This is a genomic window from Aeromonas hydrophila subsp. hydrophila ATCC 7966 (assembly GCF_000014805.1).
Classification (GTDB): domain Bacteria; phylum Pseudomonadota; class Gammaproteobacteria; order Enterobacterales; family Aeromonadaceae; genus Aeromonas; species Aeromonas hydrophila.
In genome coordinates this window covers 987,728-1,006,985 of sequence record NC_008570.1, presented here as the reverse complement: position 1 = coordinate 1,006,985, position 19,258 = coordinate 987,728, and the positions used below count along the sequence as shown (strand labels likewise).

19 protein-coding genes are annotated in these 19,258 nt (G+C 61.7%); 5 read left to right on the top strand and 14 right to left on the bottom strand.

Annotated elements, in window-relative coordinates; all coding sequences use genetic code 11:
• Nucleotides 1–332 precede the first annotated feature (332 nt).
• The 3 genes from cgtA to rplU all read right to left on the bottom strand — a co-directional run bounded on the left by cgtA (nt 333) and on the right by rplU (nt 2,312).
• Nucleotides 333–1,535, bottom strand: coding sequence for an Obg family GTPase CgtA (cgtA, locus tag AHA_RS04685; protein WP_011704870.1), 1,203 nt, complete (start codon nt 1,533–1,535; stop codon nt 333–335).
• A gap of 190 nt (nt 1,536–1,725) precedes the next feature.
• The gene (gene rpmA / locus AHA_RS04680) at nt 1,726–1,983 is read right to left on the bottom strand and encodes a 50S ribosomal protein L27 (RefSeq protein ID WP_005339028.1); all 258 of its coding nucleotides are present in this window, start codon (nt 1,981–1,983) and stop codon (nt 1,726–1,728) included.
• Between the two features lie 17 nt (nt 1,984–2,000).
• Entirely contained in the window at nt 2,001–2,312 is a 312-nt protein-coding gene (rplU, locus tag AHA_RS04675) for a 50S ribosomal protein L21 (RefSeq protein ID WP_005304210.1), read from the bottom strand.
• Between the two features lie 242 nt (nt 2,313–2,554).
• Here rplU and ispB point away from each other — a divergent pair, with 242 nt between their 5' ends.
• Nucleotides 2,555–3,526 carry an octaprenyl diphosphate synthase gene (gene ispB / locus AHA_RS04670; protein ID WP_011704869.1) on the top strand — a complete coding sequence of 324 codons (972 nt, stop codon included), beginning with the start codon at nt 2,555–2,557 and terminating at the stop codon, nt 3,524–3,526.
• 87 nt (nt 3,527–3,613) lie between these two features.
• Here the strand turns inward: ispB and AHA_RS04665 are convergent, their stop codons facing one another.
• The 10 genes from AHA_RS04665 to AHA_RS04620 all read right to left on the bottom strand — a co-directional run bounded on the left by AHA_RS04665 (nt 3,614) and on the right by AHA_RS04620 (nt 14,386).
• Entirely contained in the window at nt 3,614–3,802 is a 189-nt protein-coding gene (locus AHA_RS04665; RefSeq protein WP_011704868.1) for a DUF2065 domain-containing protein, read from the bottom strand.
• A 111-nt stretch (nt 3,803–3,913) separates the two neighbouring features.
• Entirely contained in the window at nt 3,914–4,798 is an 885-nt protein-coding gene (hflC, locus tag AHA_RS04660) for a protease modulator HflC (RefSeq protein WP_011704867.1), read from the bottom strand.
• 3 nt (nt 4,799–4,801) lie between these two features.
• On the bottom strand, nt 4,802–5,953 hold the full coding sequence (hflK, locus tag AHA_RS04655) for an FtsH protease activity modulator HflK (RefSeq protein ID WP_011704866.1): 1,152 nt from the start codon (nt 5,951–5,953) through the stop codon (nt 4,802–4,804).
• Nucleotides 5,954–6,044: 91 nt separating this feature from the next.
• Nucleotides 6,045–7,331, bottom strand: a complete 1,287-nt coding sequence (gene hflX / locus AHA_RS04650) for a ribosome rescue GTPase HflX (protein WP_011704865.1) — start codon at nt 7,329–7,331, stop codon at nt 6,045–6,047.
• Between the two features lie 63 nt (nt 7,332–7,394).
• Nucleotides 7,395–7,658, bottom strand: a complete 264-nt coding sequence (hfq, locus tag AHA_RS04645; protein ID WP_011704864.1) for an RNA chaperone Hfq — start codon at nt 7,656–7,658, stop codon at nt 7,395–7,397.
• A 70-nt stretch (nt 7,659–7,728) separates the two neighbouring features.
• Nucleotides 7,729–8,646, bottom strand: coding sequence for a tRNA (adenosine(37)-N6)-dimethylallyltransferase MiaA (gene miaA, locus AHA_RS04640; protein ID WP_011704863.1), 918 nt, complete (start codon nt 8,644–8,646; stop codon nt 7,729–7,731).
• Between the two features lie 92 nt (nt 8,647–8,738).
• The gene (mutL, locus tag AHA_RS04635; protein ID WP_011704862.1) at nt 8,739–10,607 is read right to left on the bottom strand and encodes a DNA mismatch repair endonuclease MutL; all 1,869 of its coding nucleotides are present in this window, start codon (nt 10,605–10,607) and stop codon (nt 8,739–8,741) included.
• A gap of 229 nt (nt 10,608–10,836) precedes the next feature.
• Nucleotides 10,837–12,402, bottom strand: coding sequence for an N-acetylmuramoyl-L-alanine amidase (locus tag AHA_RS04630; protein WP_011704861.1), 1,566 nt, complete (start codon nt 12,400–12,402; stop codon nt 10,837–10,839).
• Complete coding sequence (gene tsaE / locus AHA_RS04625) at nt 12,393–12,866, bottom strand: tRNA (adenosine(37)-N6)-threonylcarbamoyltransferase complex ATPase subunit type 1 TsaE (RefSeq protein WP_011704860.1); 474 nt, start codon at nt 12,864–12,866, stop codon at nt 12,393–12,395. Before tsaE ends, AHA_RS04630 begins: the two co-directional genes overlap by 10 nt.
• An 8-nt stretch (nt 12,867–12,874) precedes the next feature.
• The gene (locus tag AHA_RS04620) at nt 12,875–14,386 is read right to left on the bottom strand and encodes a bifunctional ADP-dependent NAD(P)H-hydrate dehydratase/NAD(P)H-hydrate epimerase (RefSeq protein ID WP_011704859.1); all 1,512 of its coding nucleotides are present in this window, start codon (nt 14,384–14,386) and stop codon (nt 12,875–12,877) included.
• Between the two features lie 174 nt (nt 14,387–14,560).
• Between AHA_RS04620 and queG the strand changes: the two genes are divergently transcribed.
• Both queG and ppgK read left to right on the top strand, forming a co-directional pair.
• A complete protein-coding gene (gene queG, locus AHA_RS04615; protein WP_139348861.1) occupies nt 14,561–15,688 on the top strand; it encodes a tRNA epoxyqueuosine(34) reductase QueG in 1,128 nt (375 codons plus the stop codon).
• An 83-nt stretch (nt 15,689–15,771) separates the two neighbouring features.
• Nucleotides 15,772–16,530: a polyphosphate--glucose phosphotransferase gene (ppgK, locus tag AHA_RS04610; RefSeq protein WP_011704857.1), complete on the top strand. Its 759-nt coding sequence runs from the start codon at nt 15,772–15,774 to the stop codon at nt 16,528–16,530.
• Between the two features lie 108 nt (nt 16,531–16,638).
• Here the strand turns inward: ppgK and AHA_RS04605 are convergent, their stop codons facing one another.
• Nucleotides 16,639–17,094: a hypothetical protein gene (locus tag AHA_RS04605; RefSeq protein ID WP_164927553.1), complete on the bottom strand. Its 456-nt coding sequence runs from the start codon at nt 17,092–17,094 to the stop codon at nt 16,639–16,641.
• Between the two features lie 471 nt (nt 17,095–17,565).
• Here AHA_RS04605 and metN point away from each other — a divergent pair, with 471 nt between their 5' ends.
• Together metN and AHA_RS04595 are read left to right on the top strand one after the other, a co-directional pair.
• Nucleotides 17,566–18,609 (top strand): methionine ABC transporter ATP-binding protein MetN, encoded by a 1,044-nt coding sequence (gene metN / locus AHA_RS04600; protein ID WP_011704855.1) that lies wholly within the window; start codon nt 17,566–17,568, stop codon nt 18,607–18,609.
• A complete protein-coding gene (locus AHA_RS04595) occupies nt 18,590–19,243 on the top strand; it encodes a methionine ABC transporter permease (protein WP_011704854.1) in 654 nt (217 codons plus the stop codon). The genes metN and AHA_RS04595 overlap by 20 nt, the downstream gene beginning before the upstream one ends.
• Nucleotides 19,244–19,258 lie beyond the last annotated feature (15 nt).

The window sequence follows — 19,258 nt, the reverse complement described above, 5'->3', positions numbered from 1 at the left end:
CAGCAAAACGGGCGCAAGAATACCCCAATAAAATGCACAAACAAGCTTTTAATGGATCATTTCAAGCATAAATATTTACACAGGCAAACCTTCCATAAGAATGCACGCAAGCAGATACGCATATCAATTCATTGCAATTGGTTAGCATATTGTTTCAGCAAGGTTACATTCAGGTGCGCAGTATAATCAGTTGCGGTTGGCAGGCAATAAGTGACATAAGAAATATATCTATATGGTGATCCGGTCGATCCCCATAAAAAAAACCGGAGCCTGGGAAGGCTCCGGTTTCTCAGCACCGGGTGGCGGTATCACGACCGCGCACGGGATCTGGATCAGTCACGCACGTAGATGACTTCCACGCCATCATCGTCTTCGTCGTCCCACTCGTCGTCGTCCAGCGATTCATCAAACGCTTTGGAGGCGGCCAGCGCATCGGCTTCAGCCTTGGCCAGCTGGTTCTTGTGGTAGTCGTCCCACTTGAACTCCACCTTCTCGATGGCGTCTTTGGCATCTTCCGCCAGCTGACGGGGCATGGTATCCAACAGGTCCAGGATGTCGTAGCAGACCTTCTTGGTCCCTTCCTTGCTGATGGCGGTGATGGCGTAGACAGGGCCTTCATGATTGAGGGCGGTCTTGACGCGATCCATCACTTCCTGCGCCTCTTCTTCCAGGATCAGGTCCATCTTGTTGAACACCAGCCAGCGCGGCTTGCTCGCCAGTTCCGGGCTGTATTTTTCCAGCTCCCGGACGATGGTCACCGCATTCTCGGCCGGATCGGAACCATCGACCGGGCAGATGTCCACCAGATGGATCAGCACGCGGCAACGCTCGAGGTGCTTGAGGAAGCGGATACCGAGGCCAGCGCCTTCGGCGGCACCTTCGATCAGACCGGGAATGTCGGCGATGACGAAGGAGCGGGAGTTCTCACCACGCACCACACCCAGGTTCGGTACCAGGGTGGTGAAGGGGTAGTCGGCCACTTTCGGACGGGCCGCGGAGACGGCACGGATGAAGGTGGACTTGCCGGCGTTGGGCAGACCCAGCATGCCGACGTCGGCCAGCAGCAACAGCTCCAGCTTCAGGGTACGCACTTCACCCGGGGTACCGTTGCTCTTCTGGCGCGGCGCCCGGTTGACGGAGCTCTTGAAACGGGTGTTGCCCAGACCGTGGAAGCCGCCCTTGGCGACCAGCAGCTTCTGCTCGTGGTGGGTCAGGTCACCCAGCAGTTCGCCGGTGTCTTCATCGCTGGCGCGGGTGCCGACCGGTACGCGCAGGATCCTGTCCTTGCCGCGACGGCCGGTACAGTTGGCGCTCTGGCCATTCTCGCCACGTTCGGCGGCGTGAAAACGCTCGAAACGGTAGTCGATCAGGGTGTTCAGGTTTTCATCGGCAACCAGATATACGTCGCCACCGTCACCGCCGTCACCGCCATCCGGGCCGCCGTTCGGAATGTACTTCTCACGGCGAAAGCTCACACAACCGTTACCACCGTCACCGGCATCGACTCGAATCTGGACTTCATCAACAAACTTCATAGGTAACCGTCACCTTAATTCGAAAAACCGATACGCAATTATAGTGGTACAGACCCCTGCGGGCGATACGCATCTTGCCAAGCATGCCCTTTCAGAGCCAGGGTCAGCTGCGTGCCGTTTTTTCGTAAACTGCTGCAGAAAAACAAAAGCCCCGCCTGTTGGCGGGGCTTCGGATCCTTGCGGTCCGTAATTACTCAGCAACGATGCTAACGTACTTACGGTTCAGCGGACCTTTAACTTCGAACAGGATTTTACCAGTCGCAGTAGCGAACAGGGTGTGATCCTTGCCCAGACCAACGTTGGTACCGGCGTGGAACTTGGTGCCACGCTGACGAACGATGATGCTGCCAGCCAGAACTGTTTCGCCGCCGAAACGCTTCACGCCCAGGCGTTTAGCTTCTGAATCGCGGCCGTTGCGGGATGAACCGCCAGCTTTTTTGTGTGCCATCTATCGTACTCCTCTAATTAAGCGCTGATGCCAGTGATTTTGACTTCAGTGAACCACTGACGGTGGCCCGCTTGCTTACGGTGGTGCTTACGACGACGGAACTTGACGATAGTCACTTTCTCGCCACGGCCGTGAGCCACAACTTCAGCTACAACCTTGCCACCTTCAACGAAAGGAGCACCTACTTTAAAAGTGTCGCCTGCAGCAACCATCAGCACTTCGTTGAAGTCGATGGTAGCGCCAGTCTCAACGTTCAGCTTTTCCAGACGAACGATTTGACCTTCGGCCACACGGTGTTGTTTTCCGCCGCTTTGGAATACCGCGTACATTTGATTAACTCCGTAAAGGCGTGTCTTTTGCTCAAGGCCAGACACGCGCAAAAACCTATAACAATGGGCCGGCATTCTACGCAAATCGATTTGCTCAGGCAAGGCCAATTTAGCAAAAAGTTTATTTTGTGCGCATATCTGCCGCCGTGAACAAACGCTTAACTGTAACCCATTGTGAAATCGTGTAGAATCCCCGCCATTGCTAAAATCGCAGTCATCACTGCCGTCACGTTACGAGACTTATGGACCAACAGACTATCCGTGCGCTCTGTGCCGCCGACATGACGGCGGTCAATGAACTGATCCTGGCGAGACTCCAGTCCGATGTCAGCCTGATCAACCAGCTGGGTTTCTATATTGTCAGTGCAGGCGGGAAACGGATGCGCCCCATGCTGACCGTCATGGCCGCCCGCGCACTGGGATACGAAGGTGAAGATCACCTGAAACTGGCTGCCATCATCGAATTCATTCATACCTCCACCCTGCTGCACGACGACGTGGTCGACGAATCCGACCTGCGCCGCGGCCGGGAAACCGCCAACGCCCTGTTCGGCAATGCCGCCAGCGTCCTGGTCGGTGACTACCTCTACAGCCGCTCCTTCCAGATGATGAGCGAGCTCTCCAACCTGCGGGTGATGGAGATCCTCTCCGATGCCACCAATACCATCGCCGAAGGGGAAGTGTTGCAGCTGATGAACTGCAACGATCCGGATACCACCGAAGAGAGCTACATGACGGTCATCTACTGCAAGACCGCCAAGCTGTTCGAGGCGGCCACCCGCCTCGCCGCCGTGCTGACCCATCAGCCCGAGCCCGTCGAGCAGGCGATGACCGACTATGGCAAGTATCTGGGCACCGCCTTCCAGATCATCGACGATGTGATGGACTACTGCTCCCAGAGCGACGAGATGGGCAAGAACGTCGGCGACGACCTGGCCGAAGGCAAACCCACCCTGCCGCTGCTGCGGGCCATGGAGGTAGGTAGCCCGGAAGAGCGCCAGCTGGTGCGCGATGCCATCGAGCACCGCAACGGCATGGAGCACCTCGACCGGATCCTGGCCATCCTCGATCGTACCGGCGCCCTGGAATACTCCCGCATGCGGGCTCGGGAAGAGGCCGACAAGGCCATCGCGGCCCTCGCCATCCTGCCAGACTCCCGGCATAAGCAGGCGCTGGAGACGCTGGCCCACATGGCGGTGCAGCGCAGCGCCTGATGCCAATCGGCGGACAACAAAAAAGAGGCCAAAGGGCCTCTTTTTTGTTGTCTGGCAAACACAGTCTGGCTCGCTCAGCACCATCCTCTAACGTGCCAGCGCCCACAGAATCACGGCCCCGGCCACCACCAGACAGCCGCCGATGCGGCGCAGCTGCTCGGTGGGCTGCTCGCTCAGCAGCCGTAGCATCTGTTGCCAGGCGCGCGGCATCAGCAGCGGTCCCAGCCCCTCGAACAGCAACAGCAAGCCCAGCCCCATCAAGATGGATGTCAGCATCACCTCTCCTCTCGACCACCAGGTCCACAAGCTGCCGGAACACCGGCAAACCCCCGGCCGGCAAACAAAAGGGCCTGAATCATCAGGCCCTTGGGTGTTATTACGACTCGCTTACTGCTTGCTGCCGTGCGGCGACTTGAGGTAGCGGAAGAACTCGCTGTCCGGCTTGAGGACCATCAGGTCATTGCCACCGGCAAAGCTCTTGCGATAGGCCTCCATGCTGCGCACGAAGCTGAAAAACTCGGGGTCTTTCTTGTAGCTGTCGGCGTAGATCTTGGCGGCCTCGGCATCCCCTTCACCACGCAGCTGACGGGCGTTACTCTCGGCGTCGGCGATCATCACGGTCACCTTGCGGTCGATGTCGGCGCGCAGGATCTCGGCCTGCTCGCGGCCCTGGGAGCGATGCTCACGGGCTACCGCAGTCCGCTCGGCACGCATCCGCTGATAGATGGAGCTGGAGACTTCCACCGGCAGGTTGATCTGCTTGATCCGCACATCCACCACCTTGATGCCAAGCTCGGAGGAGCGCGCCATCTTCATCAGGGCATCTTCCATCACGGTACTGCGCTCACCGGAGACGATGTCCTTGATGGTGCGGTTACCGATCTCGGAACGCAGACCGTTGTTGATCTTGCGCTTGAGCAGGTCTTCGGCCTGGATCTTGTTGCCACCACCGGTCGCCAGGTAGTACTTGGAGAAGTCCTCGATCTTCCACTTCACGTAGGAGTCGATGATGAGGTCCTTCTTCTCGGACGTAACGAAGCGATCCGCCTGCCCTTCCAGGGTCTGGATGCGGGCATCCATCTTGCGTACCTGATCGATGAGCGGCACCTTGAAGTGCAAACCAGGCTCATAGAGCCGCGGCTCGCCAGAGTCGACCCGCTTCACCTTGCCAAACTGCACGACGATGCCCTTCTGGCCTTCATCGACGATGAAGACCGATGAGAAGCAGACCATGGCGGCCACAGCGATGACACCAATAGCTATCTTTTTCATCTATTAGTTTCTCCCTGAGCTGAAACGGTCGCCGCTACGCAGCGGAGTCGGAGTGGAGTTGGCCCCTTCGTTGGACGGCGGGGTCTGTTCCACCACCGGCGCACCTGCCGGACGGGCCGGTTGCACTGCGTTCGCCTTGCCGGAAAGCTTGTCGAGCGGCAGATAGATCATGCTGTTGTTGCCAGCCGGCATGTCGACCACCACCTTGTTGGCCTGCTGATACAGCTCTTCCATGGTCTCCAGGTAGATACGATCGCGGGTCAGCTCGGGCGCAGCCTGATACTGGGGCAGCAACTCGTTGAAGCGAGCGACTTCACCCTTGGCCTTCAGCACGATCTGGGACTTGTAGGCTTCGGCCTCCTGCTCCAGACGCTTGACCTGGCCACGGGCCTTCGGCTCCACTTCACGGGCATAAGCTTCGGCTTCACGAATGAAGCGCTGTTCATCTTCCTGGGCGGAGATGGCGTCATCGAAGGCGTCTTTCACCTCTTCCGGCGGACGTGCCGGCAGGAAGTTGACGTCGACGATCTGCAGACCCATGTGATACGGCTCGATGATGCTGTCGATCACCTGCCAGGTCTCCTGGCGCACCTTCTCACGACCTGTGGTCAGCACATCGTCCATCCGGGTGTGGCCCACCACGTAACGCAGGGCGCTGTCGGTGGCCTGGCTCAGACTCTCGTCGGCGTTGGTGACGCTGAACAGATACTGCTCCGGGTCGACCACGCGATACTGCACATCCATCTCGACCCGCACCACGTTCTCGTCCTGGGTCAGCATGAAACCGGAAGCCGGCAGGGAGCGGACCGATTCCACGTCCACCGGGATCACCCGGTCGATGAAGGTCGGCTTCCAGCGCAGGCCGGGATCCACGTTGTGGGAGTATTCGCCAAAGCGCAGCACCACGCCCCGCTCGGCTTCACGAATGGTATAGAAGCCGCTGACGACCCACACCACTACCGCCACCATCAGGGCGATGGAGAGGCCAAACTTGCCTACATCGCCACCACCAGACTTGCCGCCACCGAGCAGACCACCAAAACGGCGGCTCACCTTGCGCAGCATCTCGTCCAAATCAGGGGGTCCCTGATTCTTGCCGTTGTTCCCCCAGGGGTCACGGTCTTTGCCGTTGTTACCAGGCTCATTCCAAGCCATCAGCGTCTCCATTAATACATGCGGATGGATATCATCTCTATCGGGCCATCAACCGTTGATGAAGCCAGCAAACATTCATCTCATCGACGAATCAATGCCTGATAAAGCGTTGTAAACTCTCACCTTCTTGTTTCATGAGGCGGTTCCAGTCAGCCAGTTGCAGGCGGACTTCCAACACAAAATCCCCCTCCTCGCTGAAACCTTCCTGCTCTATGCCCTTGAGGCGATAGAGCGCACTGCGCAATCTGGCGGCCGAAGGCGGCAACTGCAGGGTGTGGTGCACCATGGATCCGGCCAGCAATTCAGTCAGGGCCGTAAACAGGTCTGCACACCCTTCCCCGGTCTGGGCTGACAGCCAGACCCGCACCGGGCGCCCCTCTTCATCACGCTCCAGCCCGACCGGATGTTCACCCAGCTTGTCGATCTTGTTGCAGATCATCAGCTGGGGTCGGTCATCGGCTTCGATCTCGGCCAGCACCTGCTGCACCGACTCGATATTTTCCTGCATCTGCTCATCGGCACAGTCCACCACGTGCAGCAGCAGATCCGCTTCGCGGGTCTCCTGCAGCGTCGCCTTGAAGGCCGCGACCAGATCATGGGGCAAGTGTCGAATAAATCCAACTGTATCCGCCAGAATCACATCACCCACATCCTGGATCACCAATTTGCGCAGGGTCGGATCCAGGGTTGCGAACAATTGGTCGGCAGCATACACGCTGGCAGCTGTAAGTTGGTTGAACAAAGTGGACTTTCCGGCGTTGGTGTAACCCACCAGGGAAACGGTCGGCACCTCGTTGCGGTTGCGGGCACGACGCCCCTGCTCCCGCTGTTTGGCCACCTTGTCGAGCCGACGCAAAATCGCCTTGATGCGCTCACGCAACAGGCGACGGTCGGTTTCCAGCTGAGTTTCACCCGGGCCGCGCAGACCGATCCCGCCTTTCTGACGTTCAAGGTGGGTCCAGCCTCGCACCAGGCGAGTAGAAAGATGGCGTAACTGGGCCAGTTCGACCTGCAACTTGCCTTCGTGGGTACGGGCGCGCTGGGCAAATATATCGAGGATCAGGCCGGTCCTGTCCACTACCCGACACTGGAACAGACGCTCCAGGTTGCGCTCCTGGGCAGGGGTCAGGGCATGGTTGAAGATGACGACGTCGGCATCCAGCATCTGGACCTGGGACGCTATCTCTTCAGCCTTGCCGCTGCCGACAAAAAATTTGGCGCTGGGCGCACTGCGGCTGGTGGTAATCACCCCCAGCGCATTGACCCCGGCCGAGCTCACCAGCATCTTGAGCTCTTCCAGATCCTCCCGCTCACCCTCATCACTGAAGTTGACATGTACCAGAACGGCCTGTTCGCCTGCTTCATAACGGTCAAACAAGCGCTTGCTCCTTGACAGGAATCATGATGAATCTGGGTTGACGAGTCGCCTCGTCCCGGGATATCACGCCTCGGCTTCACCCTGCTCTTCGCCAGCCGCGCCCGGCGCATGCTGGTGGTGGTTGACGGCACGGGCCGGCACCACGGTAGAGATGGCGTGCTTGTAGACCATCTGGCTCACGGTGTTCTTCAGCAAAATGACAAACTGGTCAAACGATTCGATCTGACCCTGCAGTTTGATGCCGTTCACCAAATAGATAGAAACAGGAATCCGCTCACGGCGCAGCGCATTCAAAAACGGGTCTTGGAGAGATTGCCCCTTAGCCATCTTCTTTTCCTTATAGTTTGTTGTTTTTAAACACCGGATATCAATATAACAACCTGATTATACAGGAGTGTCAAGCCACTCCGGCACGGGCGACAACCCTTGCCAGATTGCCAGACTCACCAGATTCCAACCAGGTCACATCAGACCAACCGCGCAACCAGGTCATTTGACGCTTGGCCAACTGGCGGGTGGCAACAATTCCGCGATAGCGCATCTCATCATACTCCACTTCCCCCGCCAGGTAGTCCCACATTTGGCGGTATCCCACGCAGCGGATGGAGGGAAGATCCGGGGTGAGATCGCCCCGTTGGTAGAGCGCCCTGACTTCCTGTTCAAAGCCGCCCTGCAGCATCTTGTCAAAGCGCAGCTCGATGCGCTGGTGCAGCACGGCGCGATCGCTCGGCGCGATGGCAAACTGCAACACCCGATAGGGCAACCCCTCCCCCTGCACCTGAGTCAGCTCGGTGAGCGTCTTGCCGCTGATGCGGTAGACCTCGAGTGCCCGGCTGAGCCGCTGCGGGTCATTGGGATGGATGCGGGCACCGGCCACCGGGTCGATGCGCACCAGTTCATCGTGCAGTGCCTGCCAGCCAAGGCGAGCCGCCTCTTCCTCGATGCCGGCCCGAATGACGGGGTCGGCGGAGGGCAGCGGAGAAAGCCCCTCCAGCAGCGCCTTGAAATAGAGCATGGTGCCGCCCACCAGCAGCGGAATGCGGCCGCGCTCGGCAATCTCTTTCATCTCCCGTAGCGCATCCTTGCAAAAATCGGCCGCCGAATAGCTCACGGCAGGGTCCAGGATGTCGATAAGCCGGTGCGGCGCCAACGCCAGCTCGGCAGCACTCGGTTTGGCGGTGCCAATATCCATGCCGCGATAGATAAGCGCGGAATCAACGCTGATGATGTCGCAGGGCAGCGCCTGGCACAGTTCGATGGCGAGATCCGTCTTGCCGGAGGCCGTCGGCCCCATCAGAAAAATTGCAGTCGGCAAGTCAGCCACGTAAAAAACTCCCCTTGCATGGTCGCCGCCCGTGCGGCGCACCTGCAAAAAACTGGTTTATGGGTTCAAGAGGGACATTCCCCTCAATGGCCATCGGCAAACTCGGCCAGCACACTCGCCAGCGCCAGCGGGCGCACCATGCGAACGTTAGCCAGTTGGTCACTGAAATCGGCAACAAGTTCCGTCAGCAGGCGGTTGGCCGTGGCAAAATCGTATACTTTTTCGCGACTTATCCCCTGCTCCACCAGCCATTGGCATAGTACTTCAGCCTGCTGGCCGGCATCACTGTCAGATCCGCTCTCGATCAGTTGCAGCAATTCGGGTAATAAGCGCACCAGATCGGTCTGGCGCAGCAACGCCGGCACCCGAGTCAGGATCATGGTGTCGCGTCCGCCGCTTTTCAACTCCAGCCCCATCCGTTTGAGCAAACGATCCTGCTGCTCGACCAGCGCGACCAGGTTTTTCGGCAGCTTGAAGGAGACCGGCAACAGCAGCGGCTGGGCCGCCAGCCCCTGACCCCAGGTTTCCAGCAGCCAGTGGCGCAGCAGCAGGCGCTCGGCCCGCACCAGCGACAGCAGGGCCAGCCGGTTGTCTCGCTCCAGCAGCAGATAGGCCTGTTCCACCAGGGTCAATGCCCGCCACGCCCCCGCTTTGGCAGGCACGGCAGCGGCAACAGGTGCGGTTTCCGCCTCTGCCAGCGGCGTGCCCTGCACCGCCGGCAGGGTGGTGAGCAGCGATCCCATGCCGCGCATCGCCTCCCGACTGGGGGGCTCAGGCGGCTGGTAGTTGCCGGCCCGCCCGGTACTACTGCCTTCCCGCACTTCCCGGGCCGGCGCCCGGTAGTTGTGCTCGGCGCCATACCACTCGGCTCTGGGGGCCTGACCCGGATACTCGATGGGGGCACTGACCGGCAGCTCGACCAGGGTCTCGGCCAGGGGCTCGTCGCTGGCCGCTCCTTGCTGGCGCAGGGCAGTAAACAGCGCCTGGAAGATGAAGTCGTGAATGAGGCGTGCCTGATGAAAGCGCACCTCGTGCTTGGCCGGATGGACATTGACATCCACCTGGCGCGGATCCAGCTCGATGTAGAGCACGTAGGCCGCGAACCGGTCGGCCGGCAGCAGCTCGTCATAAGCCTGGCGGATGGCGTGGTTGATCAGCTTGTCGCGCATCATGCGGCCGTTGACATAGGTGTATTGCAGATCGTTCTGCGGCCTGGCACCCTCGGGGGTCGCCAGCCAGCCCCACAGCCGCACGTCGCTGTGTTCGCTCTCCACCGCCAGCGCGTAGTGCATGAAGGGAGAGCCGCACACCGCGGCGAGTCGACGCTCCTGTTCCGCCACCGTGTTGGCGGCCTTGTACTGACGCACCACCTTGCCGTTGTGGCGCAGGATCAGGGTGACGTCGAAGCGGGAGAGCGCGATGCGGCGCACCAGCTCGTCGATATGGGCAAACTCGGTCTTTTCGCTGCGCATGAACTTGCGCCGCGCCGGGGTGTTGAAGAAGAGGTCCACCACCTCCACCGTGGTACCCACCGGGTGGGCCGCCGGTTTGATGGTGACGCTCATCTCGCGTCCTTCGGCCTGCGCCTGCCAAGCCTCGCTCTGCTCCGCCGTGCGGGAGGTGAAGGTGAGCCGGGAGACCGAACTGATGGAGGCGAGCGCCTCGCCGCGAAAGCCCAGGCTGTTGATCCCTTCCAGATCGTCGAGAGTCGCTACCTTGGAGGTGGCGTGGCGCGACAGTGCCAGCACCAGCTCATCCTTGGCGACACCACTGCCATTGTCGCGAATGCGAATGAGCTTGGCACCGCCCTTGTCGATGTCGATCTCGACCCGGTCGGCGCCCGCATCCAGGCTGTTTTCCACCAGCTCCTTGACCACGGAGGAGGGCCGCTCCACCACCTCACCGGCAGCAATCTGGTTGGCCAGAATCGGCGGCAATATACGGATCGGCATCGCTTACTCCTGCTGGTTGAACGGGGTGGCTGTGGCAACCGCCCCGGATGAGAGCCACGCCGCCGTATCACAGCCCACGCTCGTCTGGCTGGCCAGAACAGGGGACAAGGTACGGATCGGCATCACTTACTCCTGATGGTTGAAGGCGCGGGTAATCGGCGGGTTCGATGACGGCTCACCGGGCCCGCCCCTGCCACCGGCAGGGACGGGTCCTGCGGCTCATCCAGCGCTATTTTTGCGGAATATAGAGCACCTGCCCTATCTGGATGTCCCGCGACTTGAGCTTGTTGATCTCCACCAGCCGCGCCTGGCTCACCCCGTATTTCTCGGCGAGCCGGGAGAGGCTCTGCCCGCGGGTGACCACATGACGGAGCATGTTGGCCTTGTCGTTGCTCTGCACGCTGGCGACCGGGGCACTGGGCTCCTTGGCCGCCACCACGTAGGGCTTGATCACCCCGGCGCCGGACGAGGATCCGCCGACGCTGCTGACCGGTGCCCCGCCATCGCTGCTGCGATTCGGCTCGGTAGCCGGCATCCGGTTGGTCACCACCTGCTGCACCGGTTGCGCCGCCGGCTTGCTGACGGCGACCGGCTTGCTGGCGGGGGCGGGTCGGCTGACCGCAGCCTGCTTGTTGCTGCCCTGTCCCTTGCCGGTGAGCATGGCTCCCTTGGTCGGATGGGCCCGGTAATAGTTGCGGATCCCCTCGAAGATGGCGCGGGCCAGCTGATCCTGATAGCTGGCGGTCGCCAGCAGCTGCTCTTCGGCGTGGTTGGAGATAAAGCCCGTCTCCACCAGCACGGAGGGGATATCCGGCGCCTTCAGCACCGCCAGACTGGCGTGCTCCGGTGCCTTCTTGTGCAACCGAGCTACCCGGCCCAGCGAGCGCAGGATCTGGCGGCTGACGTCATAGCCCTCGGCACGGGACTTGTCCATGGAGAGGTCGAGGAAGGTCTGCGCCAGATAGGGGTTCGGGTCCGATTCGGCCAACACCTTGCCGACGCCCCCCAGCAGCTCGCCCTGCTTCTCCTGTTTCTCCAGCCAGCTGCCCATCTCGCGGTTGGCGCGGTTGGTCGACAGTACCCAGACGGAGGCACCGCGCGGGGTCGAGTTGTGGAAGCTGTCGGCGTGTACCGACACCAGCAGGTCAGCCTTGGCCTTGCGGGCAATCTCGGAGCGCTTGTTCAGATCGACGAAATAGTCGCCGCGCCGGGTCAGCACGGCACGCATGCCGGGCTCGCGGTCGATGAGGGCGGCCAGCTTCTGCGACACCGACAGGGTCACCCGCTTCTCGTAGGTGCGACGCGGGCCGATGGAGCCCGGGTCTTCGCCGCCGTGGCCCGGGTCGATGGCGATCACCACCCCCTTGCCCTTGCCGCCCACCGGCGTGGCTTGCACCGCGGCGGAGGCCTTCTCTTCGTACGGCAGGTCGATCACCAGACGGTGGCCGTAGGGCCCCGCCGGTGCCAGCGGGAACACCACCGGCTTGATGGTGGAGCTGAGATCCAGCACCAGCCGCAGACCGCCCTTCTCCAGCGGCGAGCTCTCGCGGATCTTGCGCACCAGCTCGCTCTTGTTCTCGATGCGGGCCAGATTGGTGACGTTGCTCGCCCCTTTCAGGTCGATCACCAGCCGGTCGGGGCCGGTCAGGGTGAAATAGTTGTAATTGGGGGCGCTGCTCATGTCGAGCACCACCCGGGTGTTGTCCGGCGACGGCCACACCCGCACGCTCTTGAGCTGATTCGCCCAGGAGGGTAAGGCCAGCAGGGAGAGGGCAATAACAAGGATCAAGCGCACGTAGATGACAACCGTTCCAGAATGGCTTCGCCAATAGCGGTGCGGGCCTCTATCAGGACCTCGCGCTGCTCGTTTGCATAACTCAGGGTAATGTCGAGATCGGGGGCGGGCAGCCAGCCTTCCCCTTTCTCCGGCCACTCCACCAGACAGAGGGTGTTGGCGCCGAAGTAGTCACGGATCCCCATGAACTCCAGCTCCTCCGGGTCGGCCAATCGATAGAGATCGAAGTGGTAGAGCTGCCAGTCGGCCAGCTCATAGGGCTCGACCAGGGTATAGGTCGGGCTCTTGACCTTGCCCTCATGCCCCAGCCCCTGTACCCAGCCCCGGGTCAGGGTGGTTTTGCCGGCCCCGAGAGAGCCGTGCAAGAACACCGTGGTTGCCTGCTGGCAGGCGTGGGCCAGTCGGCCACCCAGTGCCACCGTTGCTGCCTCGTCCGGCAGTGTCATCATCAACTGTTTTGCCATGTTCTTCTTTAGCTTGTTATGGTGTCGGGATTTACCAGTCGACGGATAAAGGGCAGCAGGTCCGATGCCAGCATGCCCCGCTCTCCGTCTGCAGCGGCCAGATCGGCCGCTTCCCCGTGGATCACGGCGCCCAGTCGGGTTGCCTCGGCGGCAGACCAGCCCTGGGCCAAAAGGGCGGCGATTATACCAGATAACAGGTCGCCCATGCCGCCACTGGCCATGCCGGGATTGCCCTCGTCGCAGAGCGCCATCCCCTTGCCGTCGTGGATCAGCGTCCCCGCCCCCTTGAGCAGCACCACACCGCCGAAACGCTGCTGCAGACGCTGCACCGCGGCAAAACGATCCGCGGCAATCTCGGCAATGGTGCAGCCCAGCAGGCGGGCTGCCTCGCCCGGATGGGGCGTGAGCACCCAATTATCCTGATGACGGGGACATTGCGCCAGCCAATTCAATCCATCGGCATCCAATACCAGCGGCACCTGCTCGTTAACAAAAGACTCAAAATGGCGCCGACCCCACTCATCCTGCCCCAGGCCGGGTCCCACCACCCGCACCGAGGCCCAGCGCTCCTCGTCCCCGCCCTGACTGCCCATCAATTCGGCCTGGTAGAGGCTGGCGGGCAGCTGGTCAGGATGCTGGCACACCCGCACCAGACCGGCGCCGGCCCGCAGGCAGGCACGAGCGGCCAGCACGATGGCCCCCTGCATCCCCGCATTGCCCCCCACCAGCAGCACCTTGCCGTGGGAGCCCTTGTGGGACGAGCGCTGGCGCGGGGTCAGCCGGGGGTACTGGGAGGGATAATCGATGCGCTCGGCGGCCGCCTGCCACCCGGGCGGGACACTGACGCCGAGGGGGTCGCAGTCGAGGTGACCGACACAATCCACCCCGTCGGCGGTGAGCATGCCCTGCTTGATACCGATGAAGGTGAGGGTGCGGCTGGCACGCACCACGGCCCCCATGGCGCAGCCGGTGTCGGCATTGAGGCCGGAGGGGAGATCCACCGATAGCACGGGTACCTGCAAGCCATTGATTGTTGCGACGATCTTTGTCATAAGCGGTGACAGTCGGGTATGGACACCGGTGCCGAGCAGTGCGTCGACCACCAGGTCCGGCGCCGGCAACCGGCCGAGTTCGCCCGCCTCGGCCGCCACCACTGTGCCCCCCGTCGCCAGCCACTCGTCGGCGGCCCGCCTGGCGTCTCCCGTCAGCTCGGTAGGATCCCTCAGCGCTATCACCTGAGGCTCCAGCCCCAACTGCCTCGCAAGGCGGGCCAATACATAGCCGTCGCCGCCGTTGTTGCCGGGACCGGTGAAGATCCACCAGCATCGGCTGTGCGGCCAGTGGTGGGTTGCGTAGGTGCGCAGTGCCGCCCCGGCCCGCTCCATCAGGGTGTAGAGTGCCAGCCCCTCGCGCTCGGCCCACTCCCGCTCCAGGGCACGGATCTGTTCAGCCCGCCACAGTGATTGTGGTAAACTGCGCACCTCTTTCCCGCTGATAGCATCCCCGATGATCTGTACCATGACGGCTCCTGACTCTCATCCATTCATCCGGGCCAGCTGGCACCGGGCACATGATGCAGTATGACGGCAACCGCCATGCCCGTCGGTCAACCTTGGCAACAAGACCCCAGAGATGCGATACAGCATGACAGTACACCTCCATCCCGGTCAGCACCCGGGCAGGCAGACGGCCCCATGACCACCACCGAACTCCATCAACTGGCCCAAGATATCAAGCTCTGGGCGAGCGAGCTAGGATTCGACCAGGCCGGTATCACCGACACGGATCTCACCCTCGAGGAGCCCAGGCTGCAGGCCTGGCTCGATGCGGGCCATCACGGCAGCATGGACTACATGGCGCGTCACGGCATGATGCGGGCCCGCCCCCACGAGCTGCTGCCGGGCACCTTGCGGGTGCTGTCGGTGCGGATGAACTATCTGCCGTTCGAGGCGGGCTTTGCCGCTACCCTGCGCGACCCCACCCTCGGCTACATCAGCCGCTATGCCCTGGGTCGCGACTACCACAAGCTGCTGCGCAACCGGCTCAAGCAGCTGGGGGAGCGCATCGAGCAGCGCTGCGAGGCGCTGGGCTGGCGCCCCTTTGTCGACTCGGCCCCCATTCTGGAGCGGCCGCTGGCGGCCAAGGCGGGCCTCGGCTGGGTAGGCAAACACTCGCTGCTGCTCAACGAGTCGGCGGGCTCCTTCTTCTTTCTGGGGGAGCTGCTGCTCAGCCTGCCGCTGCCGCTGGATGCGCCGGTGGAGAAAGAGCAGTGCGGCAAGTGTGTGGCCTGCATCAACATCTGCCCCACCGGCGCCATCATCGCCCCCTACGTGGTGGACGGCCGTCGCTGCATCTCCTATCTCACCATCGAGAACGACGGCCCCATCCCCGAAGAGTTCAGGCCGCTGATGGGCAACCGCATCTATGGCTGTGACGACTGCCAGCTCATCTGCCCCTGGAACCGCTATGCCAACGCCAGCCCGGAGCCCGACTTCAGCCCGCGCCCCAATCTGCATCGCCCGCCGCTGTTGACCTTGTGGGGCTGGAGCGAGAGCGAGTTTCTCAAGCACACCGAAGGCAGCCCCATCCGCCGCATCGGCTATCAGCGCTGGCGCCGCAACCTGGCGGTGGCCCTTGGCAACGGCCCGGCCAGCCCGCAGATCATGACGGCCCTGCAGCAGGCGCTGGCAGCAGCCGAGCCCATGGTGGCCGAGCATATCGAATGGGCGCTGGCCACCCTGGCCAAACGCCAGCAGGATGACAACAAAAAGACGCGCTTGCTGATCCGCTGCATCGAAAAAGGTCTGCCGGATCACGCATAGACGATCTGCCCCTTGCCGGATCGAAGCCATTTTTTCATGCTCTGCCGACGGTCGATCGTCGGCACTATAAAAGGAACAAGCTGATGCAGATGTTGGGAGTGGATATCGGTGGCTCGGGGATCAAGGGATGCCTGGTCGACACCGCAACGGGCGAGCTGATTGGCGAACGTCACCGGCTGGTGACGCCGCAGCCGGCCACCCCGGCCGCCGTGGCTCATACCCTCAAGGCACTGGTGGAACACTTCGACTGGAAGGGCCCGGTGGGCTGCGGCTTTCCCGCCACCATCCACAACGGCATCGCCAAGAGCGCGGCCAACATCGACAAGAGCTGGATTGAGACCGACGTCGCCCACCTGTTCGCCGACGTGACCGGCCAACCCTGCCACGTGCTCAACGACGCCGATGCGGCCGGCCTGGCGGAGATGCGCTTCGGGACCGGCAAGGATCGCAGCAAGGGGGTCATCATCCTCGTCACGGTCGGCACTGGCATCGGCACCGCCGTGTTCGTCAACGGCCAGCTGCTGCCCAACACCGAGCTGGGTCATTTGATGCTGGAAGGGATGGTGGCAGAGCACTACTGCTCGGATGCGGTGCGCAAACGCGAGGATCTCTCCTGGGGTCGCTGGGGCAAGCGCTTCAACAAGTACCTGGCTCGCCTCGAGTTTCTGTTCTCCCCCGACCTCTTCATCCTGGGCGGCGGCAGTGCCGCCAAGCTCGACAAGTTCATCGACAAGATTGAGACCCGGGCCCCGCTGGTGGCGGCCGCCAACCTCAACCAGGCCGGCATCATAGGCGCCGCCCTGCACGCCGCCGAGCTCACCGCCGCCCGCCAGTCGGCATGATGCCGTCGTGAACACAAGAGGCCCGGCATTGCCGGGCCTCTTGTGTTTTCAGCGCCCATTTTTCACCCTACTTGTCGCCCGGGGACATGTCACCCGGCCAGCTGTTTCCTATAAGTCGTCGAGCCGATGGGCGCCGTGCACCAGCCGGGCCAGGCGGGTCTGCTCCTGCTCGGCCAGGCCGCCGAGCAGCCGCACCGTCTCTTCGGTCGGACACTCCCGGGCCAGGTGGCTGAGCTCACCGATGAGCTTCTCCTCCTGACGGCACACCAGCTGCACTATGTCCTGGGTCTGGGCCGTGGCGGGCAGGCTCTGGCGCCGGATCCCGGGCAGCAGATCCTCGCTGAATCCTCGCTCCAGCCAGGTCTCCTTCACCCCTTCGCCAAGTTCACTCAGGTAGTCATCCAGCTGGCTCTTTGCCGCCTCCTCGCGCTGCTGCAGATAGGCCAGCAGCAGCCGGCTGCGCTCGCCATCCACCTGTGCCATGAGGCGCCCGTAACCGAGTCCAAGCTGGTGATGCACCTGCTCCAGATAGAGCAGCAAGTCTTTGATTTGTTGAAATCGCATCAGGTTGCCCTCCTGTATATCGTGCCCTTTAAGTATAAAAAACAGACAATTGCAATCCAAGCCAAAGCGCGGCCCTTGTTGTGCTGCATCAAGCCAGTGGCCAAGAAAGCAGCGATCGATACAAAGTGGAATGATTTGTGCCAACCCGGAGGCAATAAAAGGATGAGCAGGTGAATCCGGTTGGCGGCTAATAAAGGAGGTTGTAAGTGGACATTTACCATCTGATATTCGGCAATCATGCCATAGCACCAAATACAATATTGATGTGAGCGAGATCACCGTCGGCGTTAGTCGGCAGGCGGGAATCCTTAGCACTTTTTTAGACGTCTAGATGTATAAACACGCGTTGACACGGCCATCCAGACATCTTAGCATCATCCTCCATGATGGCAGAGCAACCCAGTGAAACCTCTGCCCAATTCACCCGCCTGTAGCGCCCTGTGCTTTAAGGCTGTTAGCACGGAAGAATCCATGATTAAGTTGATCGGTCTCAACAAAGTCTACGGTAAAGGCAGTGATGCCGTGCACGCCCTGCGTGACGTGAGCCTGCATGTGCCGCAAGGCAAAATTTTCGGGGTGATCGGCGCCTCCGGTGCCGGCAAGAGCACCCTCATTCGCTGCGTCAACCTGCTGGAGCGCCCGACAGAGGGCCAGGTGATTGTCGACGGCCAGGATCTGGTCGCCCTGAGCGAACGGGATCTGACCCAGGCCCGCCGCCAGATCGGGATGATTTTCCAGCACTTCAACCTGCTCGCCTCCCGTACCGTGTCCGCCAACATCGCCTTTCCGCTGGAGCTGGCGGGCTGGAGCAAAGAGAGGATCCAGCAACGGGTCGAAGAGCTGCTGGCACTGGTCGGGCTGGAAGCCCGTGCCCACGCCTACCCATCCGAGCTCTCCGGTGGCCAGAAACAGCGGGTCGCCATCGCCCGGGCGCTGGCGCCGGCCCCCAAGGTACTGCTGTGCGACGAGGCCACCTCGGCCCTCGACCCGCAGACCACCCGCTCGATCCTGACCCTGCTCAAGGAGATCAACGTCAAGCTGGGGCTCACCATCCTGCTCATCACCCACGAGATGGACGTGGTGAAGGGGATCTGTGACGAAGTGGCCATCATCAGCGACGGCCGGCTGATCGAACAGGGCGAAGTGGCCTGGTTCTTCAGCAATGCCAAGACCCAGCTGGCGCGGGATTTCATCCACTCCACCATCCACCTGGAAGTGCCCCAGGAGTATCAGGATCGGATGAGCGCGGAGCGGGTCCCCGGCAGCTATCCGCTGGTGAAGCTCGGCTTTACCGGCAGCACGGTCGACACGCCCCTCATCTCCGAGGCGAGCCGCCGTTTCAACATCGACATCAGCATCCTGAGTGCCGACATCGAATACGCCGGGGGCGTCAAGTTCGGCTTCCTGCTGGCAGAGCTGTTCGGGGATGAAGCCCAGTGCGAGGCGACCCAGCAGTTCCTCATCGACAACCATATTCAGCTGGAGGTAATGGGTTATGTCCGAAGCCATGATTAATCTGCTGTTCACGGCCCTGGGCGACACCCTCATCATGGTGTTTGCCTCCGCCCTGTTCGGCTGCCTGCTCGGTCTGCCGCTCGGTGTGGCGCTGCACGTGACCAAGGCTGGCCAGATCCTGGCCAACCCGCTGCTCAACCGTACCCTGGGCATGGTGGTCAACGTGGGTCGCTCGGTGCCCTTCATCATCCTGCTGGTCGCCATCATCCCGCTGACCCGGCTGATCGTCGGCACCAGCATCGGCACCATCGCCGCCATCGTGCCGCTGACCGTCGGTTGCATTCCCTTCATCGCCCGTCTGGTGGAAGGAGCCCTGATGGAGGTACCGGACGGCTTGCTGGAAGCGGCCAAGGCCATGGGCGCCAAGCCCCTGCAAATCATCACCAAGGTGCTGCTGCCCGAGGCCCTGCCCGGCATCCTCAACAGCGTCACCATCACCCTCGTCACGCTGGTGAACTACTCCGCCATGGCCGGTGCCATAGGGGGCGGTGGTCTGGGCGATGTGGGTATTCGTTACGGCTATCAGCGCTTCGACCCGACCGTCATGCTGGTGACCGTGGTTATTCTGGTCGTACTGGTTCAACTCATCCAGAGCGCGGGTGAGCGCCTGGTCAACAAATGTGATCATCGTTAATCGTCGATTTCTGAC

Bases quoted from the DNA above. Each gene is read 5' to 3' on its own strand.
- cgtA (WP_011704870.1), bottom strand. From the start codon at position 1,535: ATGAAGTTTGTTGATGAAGTCCAGATTCGAGTCGATGCCGGTGACGGT.
- rpmA (WP_005339028.1), bottom strand. From the start codon at position 1,983: ATGGCACACAAAAAAGCTGGCGGTTCATCCCGCAACGGCCGCGATTCA.
- rplU (WP_005304210.1), bottom strand. From the start codon at position 2,312: ATGTACGCGGTATTCCAAAGCGGCGGAAAACAACACCGTGTGGCCGAA.
- ispB (WP_011704869.1), top strand. From the start codon at position 2,555: ATGGACCAACAGACTATCCGTGCGCTCTGTGCCGCCGACATGACGGCG.
- AHA_RS04665 (WP_011704868.1), bottom strand. From the start codon at position 3,802: ATGCTGACATCCATCTTGATGGGGCTGGGCTTGCTGTTGCTGTTCGAG.
- hflC (WP_011704867.1), bottom strand. From the start codon at position 4,798: ATGAAAAAGATAGCTATTGGTGTCATCGCTGTGGCCGCCATGGTCTGC.
- hflK (WP_011704866.1), bottom strand. From the start codon at position 5,953: ATGGCTTGGAATGAGCCTGGTAACAACGGCAAAGACCGTGACCCCTGG.
- hfq (WP_011704864.1), bottom strand. From the start codon at position 7,658: ATGGCTAAGGGGCAATCTCTCCAAGACCCGTTTTTGAATGCGCTGCGC.
- mutL (WP_011704862.1), bottom strand. From the start codon at position 10,607: ATGCCGATCCGTATATTGCCGCCGATTCTGGCCAACCAGATTGCTGCC.
- tsaE (WP_011704860.1), bottom strand. From the start codon at position 12,866: ATGGCAAAACAGTTGATGATGACACTGCCGGACGAGGCAGCAACGGTG.
- AHA_RS04620 (WP_011704859.1), bottom strand. From the start codon at position 14,386: ATGGTACAGATCATCGGGGATGCTATCAGCGGGAAAGAGGTGCGCAGT.
- queG (WP_139348861.1), top strand. From the start codon at position 14,561: ATGACCACCACCGAACTCCATCAACTGGCCCAAGATATCAAGCTCTGG.
- ppgK (WP_011704857.1), top strand. From the start codon at position 15,772: ATGCAGATGTTGGGAGTGGATATCGGTGGCTCGGGGATCAAGGGATGC.
- AHA_RS04605 (WP_164927553.1), bottom strand. From the start codon at position 17,094: ATGCGATTTCAACAAATCAAAGACTTGCTGCTCTATCTGGAGCAGGTG.
- metN (WP_011704855.1), top strand. From the start codon at position 17,566: ATGATTAAGTTGATCGGTCTCAACAAAGTCTACGGTAAAGGCAGTGAT.
- AHA_RS04595 (WP_011704854.1), top strand. From the start codon at position 18,590: ATGTCCGAAGCCATGATTAATCTGCTGTTCACGGCCCTGGGCGACACC.